Source organism: Paenibacillus sp. ACRRX, from assembly GCF_022346885.1.
In the GTDB taxonomy this organism is placed as follows: domain Bacteria; phylum Bacillota; class Bacilli; order Paenibacillales; family Paenibacillaceae; genus Paenibacillus_B.
In genome coordinates, this window is the sequence record NZ_JAKRNK010000002.1 from 1018060 (window position 1) to 1033029 (window position 14970).

A 14970-nucleotide genomic window follows, 5' to 3' on the forward strand; every position below is an offset into this window, starting at 1 on the left:
TTACTTGTTGTTGTCTAAAGGTTCTTTTTCATTCATAGAAACGGATGAGGAATCGCCATTCTGCTCCAAAAGAAGATCCTGTTTAGGGGCTGCTGTATTTGTTTGTTCTGCTAGCCGTCGATTATGCTCGGTATATGGATCACTACCACTCACACCACTTGATCTTCGCTTGAATCGGATCATCCACCAAGTCGGAAGAACAAGCAGTACCAAAACAATTAAATAGGGTAACACCGCAACGGTAAAGAGCACGATATTCTTAAACAGCTCGGTAAGCGATTGAATGCTGCTTGATAATGTACTGCCAATTCGTTCTCCAAACGGAGCCGTCAGCGCCGCTCTCGTATGATCTATCTGGATCGTCTCGTATAGTCGAAACTCAATTGTAGACATTGCTACATTATTGTTTAAATATCGCATACGACCAACTATTCTTTCAATCTCTTCTTGAACCGTATCCAGCTCGTTTGAAAATTTCAATAAATCGTTGGAATTCCCCGCCTTATCCATATATCCCAACAATCGTGACTCAACCACCCGACGAGCCTTCAATCGTGCGCTCAAATCTACAAATTCTTCAGTGACATCCGTTGCTGAATAGCTGCGCTGAAACCTCAAATTAGGCAGCTTGTTTATCTGCTCAAGAAGGGATTGAAAACCGTCCGCAGGCACCTTCATGACATATAACCCAGCTCGTTCGTATTCCGAATACTGGTCTTCGAAAGATAAAATGTATCCACGAGCCAAGTGAATGATATCGTTAATTTGTTGCTTCGCTTTATCGTAACTCTCCACTTCCATCGTAAGGTTTGCTTTGTAGATCAGCTTACGATCCGTCTGTGCTTGTGGCTCGGACAGCACTGTTGTTACGGGATGCTCCCCCTGATCTTGGAGCGTCTTAGAATCTTCCGCCTTATCTGCGCTACTGACTTCATTATTTGCTTCTGAGGAAGCAGCAGTCGATTCCAGACGAGCCACCACATCTTGCTTGCCTCCAGAGCTAGAACAACCTGCTGCCAGTACAGCAAGGATGAACCATAAGCACACACTCACCCAAACGATAGAATGCCTGCGTATACATCTCAATCTGCATAAAATAGTTCTACCATTTCTGCTGTTCTTATTACTTTCAATTTCGCTTTTTGTTTCCATTACATCGCCCCTTTCTACTTTTCCTATCCCTGATATCTTGTGTCTGGATTAACAGCATAAATTCTCTGTTCATGTGTAAATCTAAGTTTGTTTATATCTGGTATTAATCCCCAAACGCAAACAAGCATCGGATTGTTGCACCCGATGCTTGTGAAATATTCCAATGATAAAATGCTGATGTTAATGCTCTTGCCAACTATCCAAATAGGATCTTTGTTCCTCGCTGAGCTCATCAATATGAATGCCAAGAGATTCAAGCTTCACACGCGCAACCTGCTCATCCAACTCATACGGAACTGCAATAACATGTTTGCCTAATTGCTCATATTGCTCATTCACATACCTCAGCGACATCGCTTGCAGGGCAAACGTCATATCCATAATTTCTGCCGGATGGCCATCACCTGCAGCAAGGTTAACCAATCGACCTTCAGCTAATACATAAATGCTGCGTCCATCTACAAGACGATATTCTTCAATATTGCGACGAACCGTGCGCACACTGCTAGAGCGTGATTCCAGTTCAGGTTTGTTTACTTCAACATCAAAGTGGCCCGCATTAGACAGAATTGCTCCATCCTTCATAACATCAAAGTGCTCTCCACGGATAACGTCTTTATTACCAGTCACTGTTACGAAGAAATCACCGACTTTAGCCGCTTCACTCATCGGCAGGACTGTAAATCCGTCCATGTACGCTTCTACGCCTTTTATCGCATCTATTTCCGTTACTACGACGTTAGCACCCAAGCCTTTCGCACGCATCGCAACACCCTTGCCGCACCAGCCGTATCCAACAACTACGACCGTCTTGCCTGCTACGACTAGATTAGTTGTCCGATTGATACCATCCCATACGGATTGACCCGTACCATATCGATTGTCAAACAAGTATTTGCAAAAAGCGTCATTAACCGCCACCATCGGGAACTCCAACTTGTTTTCTTTTTCCATAGCTTTCAAACGTAAAATACCGGTAGTAGTCTCTTCTGCTCCGCCACGCACCTGCGCACGAAGGTCAGGACGCTCGGAATGAAGAATAGAAATCAGATCGCCGCCATCATCGATAATCAAATCTGGCTTCGTCTCCAGCGCTTTGATCAAGAGTTGTTTATACTCTTCTGGGTCAGGATTGTATTTGGCATATACTTTAATGCCATCTTCGACAAGAGCTGCACAGACGTCATCTTGGGTAGACAGTGGATTACTGCCTGTAATCGTCACTTCCGCACCACCAGCCTGAACGACTTTTGCTAAGTAAGCAGTCTTTGCTTCCAGGTGAAGTGATATAGTTACCTTTAGCCCCTTAAAGGGCTGTTCCGCTTCGAACTGCTCGCGAATACGGTTCAATACTGGCATATGTGCTCTTACCCAATCAATCTTCAAGTGCCCTTCCGGCGCTAAGCCGATATCACGAATAATGCTGTCTTGCAAAGCCTTAGTCGACATCTACAATCCCTCCACATATATTCTACGCCAGCGTCAATCATTGGTATGCTGCCCACCCTGCACATACAACCAGAATGTTTATAATGACACTAAGCGGTGTTCCCCATTCCATACAACCGGTACTTCCATAATCGGTGCAAACCAATCTTGACCGTAACGGCACTCATACACGAGCGGATTCAGCACACGCTCCTGCGGCCGATCCTGCGGCCAAATAGCCAGCTTCAAGCGCTCCCACTGGCGCAATCCCGTTTCATGTTGCTTGGACAGCGCATCTTGCGCACGCTGATGAAGGAAATCGATCTGTTCGAGCACTTTAAGGTGATTTGTCTGCCCTAGCTTGCCTAGCGAGGGCAGTGCTTCTGTAATCACGCCGAGCAGTTCTTTATACTGGGTATCTACATTTTCTTTCAAAGCTCCGAATCGATCATCCAAATGGATTTGGTCCTGTAGAGCTAGCCATGCATCACGCTTCTCCTCATAACGGAAACAAATATCTGCTGCCTCAACTCCATACTTCTGCAGCAGCTTCTGCAGGGTACCTTCGACACATGTGAAGCCCATACGAGGCCATAGGATAGGCATTCTCATGCCACACACATGAAAAGAATCCTTAGTTTGGGCCCAGTAAGCAATCTCGCCTGGGCCAAGTACCGTCCCCAGTACAGGGAATAAATAATCTTGCATTAGCGGACGCGTCAGTACGTTATTACTGAATTGCTCTGGATGGGCCTCCAGACGCTGCAGCAGTTCAGTCTGTGTAAGACTGACACGACCATGACGATCTGCATACACGTCCTCATCTCGAAGCAAAAGCAGCCGTTCGCCGTCCTCAACTAGAAACAAATTCGCACTATTCGCCGCGTGTACAGCCTGAAGAGTGTAACCACTCTCAGTTATATTACGCTCACTATGATCTACTGCTTCATGCAGTTTGGCTTGCTTCAAGATAAGCTGCTCGAACATCGGCTGCTCCAGCCTGCGAAGCAATGGATCGGCCGAATCAAGCAGCACCAAACCATATTGGCCAAACAACTGCCCAAGCATGAGGGCGCACGCCTCCGTCAGGGAGCGGCCATCGCTGCAAATGCGCTGCAGCCGATCCATCATAATTGGCTTAAATTCACTTTGTGGCAGCGATGTTTCTAGCTCCTTCAGGACTGCCTGCCACGCCTCATCAGAAAGATGCAGTTGACTGACCGGCATACGCTTATCTGTGTCTTTATCCACTCTAATCCGTTGAATAGCCGGATCTGTTGTCAATACGTACGTATGGTTTACCTCATCATAATCGTGGTCTTCTCCAGCAAGCCAGAAAACAGGAACTACAGGCCGGCCAAGGCGCTGCTCAGCTTCCTGTGACATGCGGATGATGGAGATCGCCTTGTATATCATGAGCAGTGGTCCCATAAACAGACCACCTTGCTGCCCCCCTACTATTACCAGCGCATCTTCTTCCTTAAGCCGAGAAAGCGACTGCATAGCTTCTGGAGCGGGATTCACCAACTTTTGATAACGCTCTAGAACCTCAGCGAGTTCTGATCTGTTCACACGTGTAGAATGTGATTCATCAATCCATTGCACACGTTTGTCCCAATCTTCATCAGGATGAAACTCGTACAGTTTATGTATGATCTCACCATTACGTTCTATGTAATGTCGGGATAAATCTTGTTGCGTTGGAATTGGCATTGTAGGCCAAGACATCATATGAAGCCGCCTCCCTCTTTTGACTTGATTGTACACAAATATATTCCTGTCCGTCAAAGTGGAAGACTGTTCAAATTTAGTCTATTATCCATAGTAAATGACCCTCGCATTGCTGAGTACGATGTCTTAGACATGAGTCCAATACACAATTATACCGATGAGAAGCAGCAGCACGTATATAATACTCAGCAAAAAAAAGGATAACCGCCAAATCGTTCTGATCAATCGTCTAATATTGACCTTGCCATGCTTACGGTGCTTCATATTCCCAAGCAAGCCAGCTGCCAAAAGAAGAAACAAAATAAGTCCGTACAAACCAAAGGAAAAATGAAACAACACATTAAATATGCCGGAGACAGAAGCGATTAGAAATAACGTTGTTACATCCATTGCCAGCATAAGTCGCTTCTTCTTGTCCTCCATCCAGAAAGATGATAGGAAAAAGACTGCTGCAAATGGAAAAAACGGTAAAACTGCCAGTAGACCAAAAGAGTTAGCTATAAGGCTTATCATGTTGGTTAAGGCCCGCTCCTTTCTTTAAGGGGGTATGGAACTCACTTTCAAAGTAAAGGGTTCATCGGGTCCAAAGCTTGTATAAATTGATAGAGCGCACGCTGTACAGGTACATTTAAAGCATGGGCATCCGCTTTGCGGAGCAGTTCTCCCGTAATAGAATCGATCTCTGTGGACCGGCCTTGCAGTACGTCTGCAAGCATAGAGGAGGTATTATGGGCCGTGTTTCGGCATACCAATTGGACATTATCCCATGCATCATTTGCAACCGGAATACCTGCTTCCCGGTAAATAGACGTCACTTCCTCATACACATCCCGCATAAGCTGAACACGTCGCTCCGTCTGGAGCAGTTCGCCGTTCGGGATGCGAAGCATCGCTGTAATCGGATTAATAACAGCATTTATGAGAAGTTTATGATAAATCATATTATCGATGTTGTTCGACAGATTTGCCTGAAATCCTGCCTGATTCAACAAGTTATTTAATACTTTTATATTCTTTTGCAGTCGCTCACAGCTTGTTAAGTCTTGTCCGAGCCAGGTTATACCTGATCCTGCATGTATGATACGGTTAGCTTCTACTCGTGTAGCCGCCTCTGTTGTGACCGCTTTAACAAGCTGTTCTCCAGCGATAACAGACTGTAATCGCTCCATATGACCAATGCCGTTTTGAAAGCAGACAAACAGACTGTCTGTCGCTCTTGGCAGAGCACCCAACTGATTAATAAATGAATTCGTCAAGTGTGTCTGCTTCACAAATAGTCCTAATATCTCTATCGGACTGCCACTGTCTTGTATAACTTGAGCAGCTTCCTGAAACGGGTAAGCTTCAACCTGGCGCCATCTTGCGAGACTCCCATCTCGTTCCGTTACCATCAAGCCTTCTGTTCGAAGTATGTCCGCCTGCTGCTTCGTTCGTGTCCACAAACGTACGTGAATTCCTGCACGAATTAAGCCAGACGTATATAACAAACCAACTGCACCTGCACCAACAATATCAATTAACAATATTACGCACCTTTCTTTCTTGCTTATATGCTAAGTTAGTTATATCAAAGCTCTGCATAAAATACAAAAAAAGCGCATTACAGGAAGACTAATCCTCCGTAATCCGCTTTTGATGTGGTCTATTCGATTCTTTCTAAATTTCCATTTGCGTCCATTCTAAATCTAGTCTTGTTGTCCTCTTCATCCTCGCTGAGAATAGCAAGACGCCGTGCACGATCCATGATTTGAATAAGCGCCTTATAATCATCATTAACGGTACGATAATCGGTTTGAACCTCATTTACCTGTTTGGACAAATAATCATTTTCTTGACGCAGGCGCAGCATAATTTCGTCTTTATCATGTAGTTCTTTTTCCAACTGCTTTAACTGGCGAGTTACATCCTGATGATTATTGCGCCATTGACGTAAGAAGCGTATGACCATATCGATAGACAAGGAGTCTTCCGATAGATCCGCTTTCATATTCAGTTCCTCATGATCTGTAAGTGCTATGGAAGCCACTTGTGCGCCTATCGGCTGTTTCTTGAAATAATTCCGTTTTTGCCGCTGTGCTTTGGCCAGTTGGATTGCAGCTTCATATTTTTTACGAACGCAACTGTTCCACCGGAACCCGCACGCAGCCGATGTCCGCCCTATTTTCTCTCCTACTTCTTCAAAGGCCGCTAATTGGGTGCTTCCTTCACGAATATGCCGAAGCGTTACCTCTGCCAATATTAAATCATCATCTGCAGTCCATGCATCCTGTCTTATTGCTGTCATGCCATACCCTCCTAACGACATCCATCATTATTGCTCTCGGTATTTCACCGCTTATTCATCTCTATGCCCATGGTAGAGTTCATAGAATCTATCGGATACTAAAATGTATAACCAATTTCTCTACGAAACATACGTAGGCTTTGTCCATGCGGAATATCACATTCAGACGGCCGTACACAAAATGTTCTCCATTTCGTCATCATTTACAGTTTACACCAGATTACATGAAGGCTATAATGTCAATTAGTAAATGTTGGGCCGATTGTAACGAGAGGGGGATGAATCGTGGCACGGATGTTTCGCGTACTCGGTTTCTGGACATTGGTCATCGGTCTGATGGCATTTGCTGGGGACATGATTGAAATGGCTTTGCTGTTCTTTATGCAAACGGCATTTTTCGTGTTGCTTGGTTATTTGAAGTTGTCCGAACGTACATACATCTTAACGTTTTGGGCGTACATGATCGTATGCTTTACCGGTTTTTCATACTGGTCTGTATTCGTCATGGGCAAGCCTTTTTAATCCTGTCACTTTTATTCATACCACACAAATACGACCGGAGCGCTTTGTGCTCCGGTCGTTTTATTTTGATACTGTAAGCTTATAATGGACCTTTGCTAATTCGCATCACTTTAAATCTTTCACTCATATGATCAGATAACAATAATTGACGAATCGCTCGATTGTGTCTCGCCACTTCGCTGAAAGGATTCAAATCAGCATGAGATTGGAGCAAATCCATAATCCCGTACTCCAGCAGAAATTGCTGCTGATGAATCAAGGGATATACGATGCACTCGCCTGTGCCCGTATGAAGAACGACATGCTTAAATACATCAAAATCGACAAAAGAAGTCAAATCTTGTTCTCCCGGCGCTGCAAACGGATCATCACTTGCGATATGATTACGGTAACACATCAAGCTGCCGTTCATACGGTGACTAGCTGTCAATTCTTCCGTTATATCACCGTAATCAATAAATATCATTTCAGCAGCGGCCATTGACTGCATAACCTGAGATAACCAAACAGTCCCACTTATATGGGCCTCATAAATCTGTTCATTCCGCAGGTGGATCTGATGCTGCTTCATCCATTGGATAACATCACTAGAAGCAGGCCCCCATATCAGTTCAAGCCGGTCCTTCCTTTCGTCCCAGCACACATAGGCTTGTTCGAAGTGAGATGTGGCCCAGCGAACACGTTCAATAGGAAACGCATCCAACAACTCATTGGCAATAAAAATTACTGGACTATGCGAGGCGCAGCGCTGAAATTCAGCCATGTCCCACCATTCAATCTGGGTCTGTGCAGACAATAACGGGACCAAAGTCTGTTCAGCCTCTGTCCGGTGGTGGGCACTCGCTTCGACCATCGTATAAGAATATGGAGTATAATCATTTGCATAAAGAGCACGCAGCAATTGTGCCGCCAGCCGTCCAGGACCTGCTCCCCACTCAACAATCCGAACTTGTTCGGGCTGCCAGCCTCTTGCCGCTGTACGTTGAACAATGTAACGGCTAATCATCTGTGCCATGAAATCGCCAACGTATACACTAGTATAGAAATCCCCGTCCCGCCCTACTTTGGGACGATGGCTCATATAATAACCATGCTCCACATCATATAAACAGCTTGACATATAGATAGAAAACGGCATACGATTATCGGGAAATTGCGACAATTGTTCCCGAAGGCGGGCAATCAACTTCTGTGAGCCATTTTGGTTCATTGATTTGTCACGTCCATTTCCAAAAGATAGGTAATGACCTGGTCATGCCTATCATATGATGATAATGCGCACTATGTACAAGGGGGTACCTGATGATAGATGGCAGACGTGCCGCCAAGCACTGCCTCAGGTTGTGTCTATTTATCCTGTTTGCGGCTTCTGTACCTTACAGCACACACGCAGAGCCAGTGCAGCCCATCCCATGGGAGGCGGCCGAACAATCCAAAGAAATGCAGCATCTGCTGCAGCAAAGCTTATCCATTCAAGAACTAGATCAAGAGATTCGTCGAATAACAACACGTCAAGGCGAAGCAGCCACTCGGCGCCAAGAACTAGAAGACGAACTGAAGTCTCAGGAAGCCGCGCTGCTTGATAAGCAGGACCAAGCGGGTAGGGTGTTAAGGGCTTATTACATAGGTGAACGTGATACACTGCTTGCGGCTGCCTTATCCGCAGATCGGTGGTCTGATATGTTTAAACTACTGGACTATTATCAATTTTTGATCGAAACGGACCAGAACACACTTGCTTCCTATCGCAACAATGTCAAGCATATTGATCGTCTGCATCAAGAGCAGGCATCGCTAGAGAAAGATCTGTCGCAGGTCAGAACACAGCTTATTGAACAAAGAGATCGTCTCATCCAAATGAAAAGCCAGTTAGACAATGATGTAGCAGGCAGCAAGGACCCAGCAGCCATGCAGCAGCTCATCGCTGAATTCAACAAGTACTGGCAAAGTGTCGGTCTTTTTGAGGTCAAGCATTATTTTAAAGCGATTGCACAGTCCATGCAAAAACTCCCGAATTTCATTCAAAAAAATGGAAATCTAACTTCCGACGGCCTAAATTACACCGTCTCCATCAAGGACTCGGAACTGAATGAATTCCTGAGCAAGCAAGATCCGCTGTTCAAAGATTTTAGCTTTGTGTTTCGTAAAGGCACAATAGCCGCTGTCGGCGAGCGTGAAGGGATAAAGGTTATTGTAGAAGGCTCTTATACACTTGAAAATGACCCTGAGCATGCCATTCGGTTTCATGTCGAGCGATTACAGTTTAATGGACTCGAATTGCCGGAGTCTACCCGCAAGCAGTTGGAGGAGCAATTTGATCTCAACTTCTACCCCCAACAACTGATACAGTTCATTGAAGCTAAAGAAGTAACACTTGAACCTCATGTATTAACGGTCAAGCTATCCGTCAAGTGGTAAGTACGATGGAGCCTCAACTCCTGGGTGAACACAACCCGGAAGTTGAGGCTCCTATTTATTGTCTATCCATACTTCTTTCCATCCCGTTTGCACTTCTGACAGTGACGTTCTACCATGCAGCCACTGCTTAACCTTGGGAAGCCATTTCTCAATATATGTAGTTCTTTGCAGTGCAAGCTTCAGGCTTGGATTATCCTGGTCAAACATCCGTGGAATACGTCGACTCATTAACGGCCATACTTGTTCAACTGCTTTACGGTCAGCAGGTAACAGCGAAACAGATTCCAATATATCCTGCTGAATTGAAACTTGTGTCATAAATGCAATCCACTTCTTTGCATCCTCCGGCAGTTCACTATGCGCAGAGATGACGTAGCTGCTGCTTCGTACCCAATGGCTGTAAGGAGATGCAATGTGCTCTGGATCTTCAATGGCAAACGGCTCTTTTAGCTGAAGCATAGCCGTGGAATAGGGTACGATTGCAAACAAGTAGTTGCCAGCTTCAAGTTCGTCCCACAGCGTCAATTTCTCTTGCTCCGAGACTTCATGAAACAATTCCTTGTATGTATCCCATTCTTCGAATCGAGCTTGCCAGCCTGCCTCTATTTGCTCTGTATCGCTTGTATTCGTATTAGTCTTGACAGTCGCACCCTTAGTATCCTGCTCTCTGCTAGTTGGCGAAACCGAGCCTGACCGTACTCCGTCAACTGTCTGCTGTGCTGCCTCTCTAGACATAGTAGTTCTGTCTCTAGTATCTGGGAATACGATACCTAGTCTCCATAACAATGACAATAAGGCATAATCGTCATCACCCTGCCATGCAAACATAAATTGCAAAGGCTGAGCATCCTTATCTACCGCAACCTTGGTTGTTTTCATGCGCTGGTCGGTATCCCCTGATCCTGCATGCAGCTTCTTAGAATGCGCATACGCGTTTAATACTCTGTGCCATTCCTTTAACGTAGACGGAGGCATATCAAGACCCGTTGCAGCCTGCAGCTTGTCTTTGTTCCACACCAGCACATAAGGATCTACGTACGCAGGAAAGCCCCACATTAAGCCATTCCAGCGTGTATACACCCCGATCCATTCAGGCCCCGCCTCCATCCAGCTTGTGTCCGAATCGTTAGGCAGCAGCCAGCCTTTGACCGCATAGCGATTAACCATTTCACTCTCCACCAGCACTACATCGGCACTTTGCTGCAATTGGAACTCTTCTGGCAAAGCAGATCGAATTTGAGTCGTATCACGATTAACCAGATCCACTAAAATGCCATGTTCTTTCATAAATGCCTCATTTAGCTTACGAAGCTTGGTAAACGCAAGGGGAGACATCCCCACCTCGACCCGCAATTGCCTTGGCGACATCGTTGAATCGGGGACAACTTGCTCTAGTTGGCGAGCTTCTTTCTTTGGCAGCGTATTCATAAAAATAGGATGTCCGCCAAACTCACTCATAAGTAGTAAAGTAATAAATATTAGAATAACAACAATTAGCGTATTTTTCGTACTGGGCATCTATCTGGAACTCCTTTCTGAGCTCTTTATCGAACCACAGCGAACCGCAGATACGCCTTCCTTGCAGCTAATAGGCTAAGCTATAGGCGCCATTCTATTTTAACACTTTCAACTTTGGTATGTCTGCACCAAAAAAAAGCAGCCTCCCAATTAAGAGGGGGCTGCATCTCCAAGCTCAATATTCCATTAGTTTATGATCACATGTTTTAAGCTATATAGCTGTGATAAACAACTCAGAACCTCTCCCCTTACAGTAAGTCAGCCGCAAGCTGTGCCAGTTTCGAACGTTCCCCTTTCTCCAGGGTAATGTGCCCACTGATCCCTTCAGACTTGAACCGTTCTACCAAATAAGTGAGGCCATTACTTGCGGAGTCCAAATAAGGATGATCGATCTGCTCGGGGTCGCCCATCAACACAATTTTACTGCCCTCTCCAACACGTGATACAATCGTCTTCACTTCATGCTTTGATAAGTTTTGAGCTTCATCAATAATAATAAATTGTCCCGGGATCGAGCGCCCTCGGATATACGTTAAAGCCTCTACCTGTATATTACTCATGCCAAACAAAATTTTCTCAATGTCTCCCGCTTTCTTTGTGTCAAACAAAAATTCCAAATTATCATAAATCGGCTGCATCCACGGTCTCAGCTTCTCTTCCTTTTCTCCTGGCAAGTATCCAATATCTTTCCCCATTGGCACCACAGGTCTGCCAATCAGCAGCTTCTTGTATTTGCGTTCATCCTCCACTTTCAACAAACCAGAAGCAAGGGCAACCAGCGTCTTGCCTGTACCTGCCTTACCCGACATCGTAACCAGTGGAATATCGTCATTCAACAGCAGTTCAAGCGCCATACGCTGCTGCGCATTGCGTGCAGTGATCCCCCACACCGGATCATTGCTTAAATATAGCGGCTCCAGCTTTGTTCCCTCGGCATTTACTTTAAGAAGCGCCGATTTGCTCGTACCCATCTCGTCTTTTAAAATAACGAATTCATGTGGATTTAGCTGCACTTTAATTGTCATATGCTTGATCAATAAATATCGGTACGTGTAAAACTCGTCAATAACAGCCGGGTGAACAAATAACGTCACATGCCCAGAGTACAGCTCATCCCCTGAACGAACGGTATGATCTGATAAATAGTCTTCCGTCAACAAACCCAGCACGTCAGCTTTTACTCTTACAAGCACGTCCTTGCTTACAAGTACTGTCGTTTTGGGGTGCTCTTGGTCATGCTGCTCCAGACTATAATTAAGCGCTACCGCTATAATCCTATTATCATTAGACATATCTCCAAACATTTCCTGAACCTTTGCGAAGCTGCGATGATTTAATTCCACTTTGAGCGTTCCACCCGTCGGCAAGGGGACTCCGCTATGCAAATGACCCAGTTCTCTTAAGCCATCCAAGAGCCGTGACACAGAACGCGCATTGCGGCCAATCTCGTCTGCATTCCGTTTCTTGGAGTCAATCTCCTCCAGAACAACAGCCGGAATGACCACCTCATTGTCAGCAAACGCAAACAGAGCATTTGGATCGTGCAGCAGCACGTTGGTGTCCAATACAAAAATCTTGTTCATAGCTTCCCCTCCGCGTGGGCAGCATTACTTTTTGCACCAGCCTTGCGACATATCTCTCGAGGCTACATAAAAATTGTGGACGTCGCTCACACTATTAGCAGTAGCAATGCCGCAATGTTGTTCCATGAATTGATGTGAAAGGATCGATGATACATGCGCAGAACTTTAATCGCTGTTGTCATGTTGTGTGTGTTTATTGCAGGTTGCGACACGTTGAAGAAGCAATCCGTTGGAGACGCCCACTCTTACACGACAGACTCAAGCGTACAAATGCGTTCTAACATGAGGCAGCAAGCATCGGCCAAGGAGCCGATTCGCGATCGCGAGGCTGTAAAGCAGCATCTAGTTGAACTCGCGCAGCGTGTTCCAGGCGTTAAGCATGTCAATTGCGTCGTGTTGGGTAATACAGCAGTAGTTGGAATTGATGTCGATAGTAAGCTGGATCGATCACGTGTCGGCACTATCAAATACTCAGTAGCTGAAGCCTTAAGCAAGGATAAATACGGAGTGAACGCGTACGTTACAGCAGACATTGATCTTAATCAACGAATACAAGAAATGTCTACTGATATTAAGCGAGGTCGCCCGATAGCTGGCATCACGGAGGAATTATCCGACATTATCGGACGGATGGTGCCACAAATCCCTAAAGATGTGAAGAATATGAAGGCTGATGCAGAAACAAGCATCCCTAAAGCAAAATCAAGGTCCAATCCAACCACCAAATCATCCCATGATCATGCAAATTAAAGCGCAACAAGGACAAGCTCGCGTAATGCACAGAAAGCCTAGCGGCGACCCCGCTAGGCTTTCTTCGTATAAGCATGCACTTGTTCGTCCAGCTTCTTAGCCGCACGCTTATTAATCATATTCGACACAAATCGAGAACGACCAGCCAGCGCCACTCGAACTGTATTCTGTCCCATCTTGTATACCCCTGCGAATACGTTGGTTATTGGTCCAAGCGATACGATACTTGTCGTATGCAGCACAAACATGTCCTGCTGTAATTGTGCATACATAGCCTCTTTCAGAGCAGCATCATTATCGGACATCTTCAGACCTCCCATATCGCTTCACGGCTTATACATATTGTATTATAACATAAGGGAAAAATTGCATCCACTTTTGCAACTTGGCTCAAAATCGGGTGAATGTCCAAGCGGCACACTACTTGCCACCTGTTCCGGTATCTCCCTTAGATCGTGTTGAACTGTCTAAAGTACTTCCATTGGAATCTCCACTTGTTGAGCTTTCAGACGTCGTTGCTAAGGATTTGCCTGCTAGCACATCTTCAAGTGCCTGTTTTGCTTCTTGCAGCTTGCTATCATTAATATAAATATAAGGGCTCTTCCATTCGCCATCTACCGAAATATAATGGATATTTTTACGATTAATATCAAGATACGTCATAATAGAGCTTCGCATCTGATCAGGTGTCATATCCATCTTAAAGTTGTCAGCTAATGCATCAATAATAGATGTCACCTTCGTTATACCACCAAGTGATTGCATCTTGCCAACCAGTTCCTGAAGAACTGCGTTCTGACGCATATTCCGGTCAAAATCAGTCGTCCCTTTGGTCATAGGACTGCAATTCGACTTTCTGTAGCGGACAAAGTCAAGTGCCTGTTGTCCATCTATCTCTTGAAATCCTGCTTTAAGGTTAATGTTAGTCCCATCGGCACGGTCGCGATAACACATGTTCTGGTCTACATTTACTTCAATGCCGTCCAGTGCATTAACAACATCTACGAAACCTTGGAAGTTGATTACTGCAGCATGATCAAATTTCATCCCTAAGTACTGGCCAAGCATAATCTTCATCTCGTCCTCTGGAGAGGCACTTTCTAACGTATTATGCTTCTTCATCTCATGGAACTTGGGATAGAAATGATTTAATTTATCTGCACGATATTCCCCTACTTGAAAATACGTATCACGCGGCAAAGATACAAGGACGGCTTCCTTTGTTTTGGGATGCAGTGCACCAACCATCACAACATCCGTACGCAGCCCCGGAAGCTCTTTACGGTAATCAATACCCATCAAGACAAATGAAAACGGTTCCGTTTGTGGGGACAATGTTTCTGTTACAGTGGAGGTGCCTTCGCCCTTATTGGTAACCGTCGAGATCTTATCCAGCTTGCTGTTCCCGTATAACAATATGTATGTCGCATAACCAATAATAACGATCAGAACAATCATAATTATCGTTAACAACCACTTCAACCATGTCGGCATGCCTTTTCTTTTCTTTACTGCCGGTTTAGTCTGCTTGCGCGCTGTTTGTCGAGGTGGCAATGGTGTTTTTGAACTCATACTGTACCTCAC

The 14970-nt window shown here is 45.2% G+C and carries 14 protein-coding genes; 3 read left to right on the plus strand and 11 right to left on the minus strand.

What is annotated here, in order from left to right; genetic code table 11:
* From MH117_RS10270 to MH117_RS10295, 6 genes are all read right to left on the minus strand, one after another.
* Positions 1–1053 (minus strand): DUF4349 domain-containing protein, encoded by a 1053-nt coding sequence (locus MH117_RS10270; RefSeq protein WP_239328544.1) that lies wholly within the window; start codon positions 1051–1053, stop codon positions 1–3.
* A gap of 279 nt (positions 1054–1332) precedes the next feature.
* Entirely contained in the window at positions 1333–2601 is a 1269-nt protein-coding gene (locus MH117_RS10275; RefSeq protein WP_239328545.1) for an adenosylhomocysteinase, read from the minus strand.
* A gap of 78 nt (positions 2602–2679) precedes the next feature.
* On the minus strand, positions 2680–4311 hold the full coding sequence (gene bshC, locus MH117_RS10280) for a bacillithiol biosynthesis cysteine-adding enzyme BshC (protein ID WP_239328546.1): 1632 nt from the start codon (positions 4309–4311) through the stop codon (positions 2680–2682).
* Positions 4312–4437: 126 nt separating this feature from the next.
* Positions 4438–4824 carry a DUF3397 family protein gene (locus MH117_RS10285; RefSeq protein ID WP_239328547.1) on the minus strand — a complete coding sequence of 129 codons (387 nt, stop codon included), beginning with the start codon at positions 4822–4824 and terminating at the stop codon, positions 4438–4440.
* 47 nt (positions 4825–4871) lie between these two features.
* Positions 4872–5834, minus strand: coding sequence for a ketopantoate reductase family protein (locus tag MH117_RS10290; RefSeq protein WP_239328548.1), 963 nt, complete (start codon positions 5832–5834; stop codon positions 4872–4874).
* A 119-nt stretch (positions 5835–5953) separates the two neighbouring features.
* Positions 5954–6595 carry an RsfA family transcriptional regulator gene (locus MH117_RS10295; RefSeq protein WP_239328549.1) on the minus strand — a complete coding sequence of 214 codons (642 nt, stop codon included), beginning with the start codon at positions 6593–6595 and terminating at the stop codon, positions 5954–5956.
* 285 nt (positions 6596–6880) lie between these two features.
* Between MH117_RS10295 and MH117_RS10300 the strand changes: the two genes are divergently transcribed.
* On the plus strand, positions 6881–7117 hold the full coding sequence (locus MH117_RS10300; protein ID WP_028544959.1) for a DUF2626 domain-containing protein: 237 nt from the start codon (positions 6881–6883) through the stop codon (positions 7115–7117).
* A gap of 79 nt (positions 7118–7196) precedes the next feature.
* Here the strand turns inward: MH117_RS10300 and MH117_RS10305 are convergent, their stop codons facing one another.
* On the minus strand, positions 7197–8327 hold the full coding sequence (locus MH117_RS10305; RefSeq protein WP_239328550.1) for a class I SAM-dependent methyltransferase: 1131 nt from the start codon (positions 8325–8327) through the stop codon (positions 7197–7199).
* Between the two features lie 92 nt (positions 8328–8419).
* Between MH117_RS10305 and MH117_RS10310 the strand changes: the two genes are divergently transcribed.
* On the plus strand, positions 8420–9535 hold the full coding sequence (locus MH117_RS10310; RefSeq protein ID WP_239328551.1) for a hypothetical protein: 1116 nt from the start codon (positions 8420–8422) through the stop codon (positions 9533–9535).
* A gap of 51 nt (positions 9536–9586) precedes the next feature.
* Here MH117_RS10310 and MH117_RS10315 read toward each other — a convergent pair whose 3' ends face one another.
* Together MH117_RS10315 and MH117_RS10320 are read right to left on the minus strand one after the other, a co-directional pair.
* A complete protein-coding gene (locus MH117_RS10315) occupies positions 9587–11053 on the minus strand; it encodes an ABC transporter substrate-binding protein (RefSeq protein WP_239328552.1) in 1467 nt (488 codons plus the stop codon).
* A gap of 248 nt (positions 11054–11301) precedes the next feature.
* Positions 11302–12636, minus strand: coding sequence for a PhoH family protein (locus MH117_RS10320; RefSeq protein WP_239328553.1), 1335 nt, complete (start codon positions 12634–12636; stop codon positions 11302–11304).
* A gap of 153 nt (positions 12637–12789) precedes the next feature.
* Here MH117_RS10320 and MH117_RS10325 point away from each other — a divergent pair, with 153 nt between their 5' ends.
* Positions 12790–13386 (plus strand): YhcN/YlaJ family sporulation lipoprotein, encoded by a 597-nt coding sequence (locus MH117_RS10325; RefSeq protein ID WP_239328554.1) that lies wholly within the window; start codon positions 12790–12792, stop codon positions 13384–13386.
* Positions 13387–13439: 53 nt separating this feature from the next.
* On the opposite strand, the gene MH117_RS10330 is transcribed toward MH117_RS10325, so the two are convergent.
* Entirely contained in the window at positions 13440–13691 is a 252-nt protein-coding gene (locus MH117_RS10330; RefSeq protein ID WP_239328555.1) for a hypothetical protein, read from the minus strand.
* 115 nt (positions 13692–13806) lie between these two features.
* Positions 13807–14958: an LCP family protein gene (locus tag MH117_RS10335; protein ID WP_239328556.1), complete on the minus strand. Its 1152-nt coding sequence runs from the start codon at positions 14956–14958 to the stop codon at positions 13807–13809.
* Positions 14959–14970 lie beyond the last annotated feature (12 nt).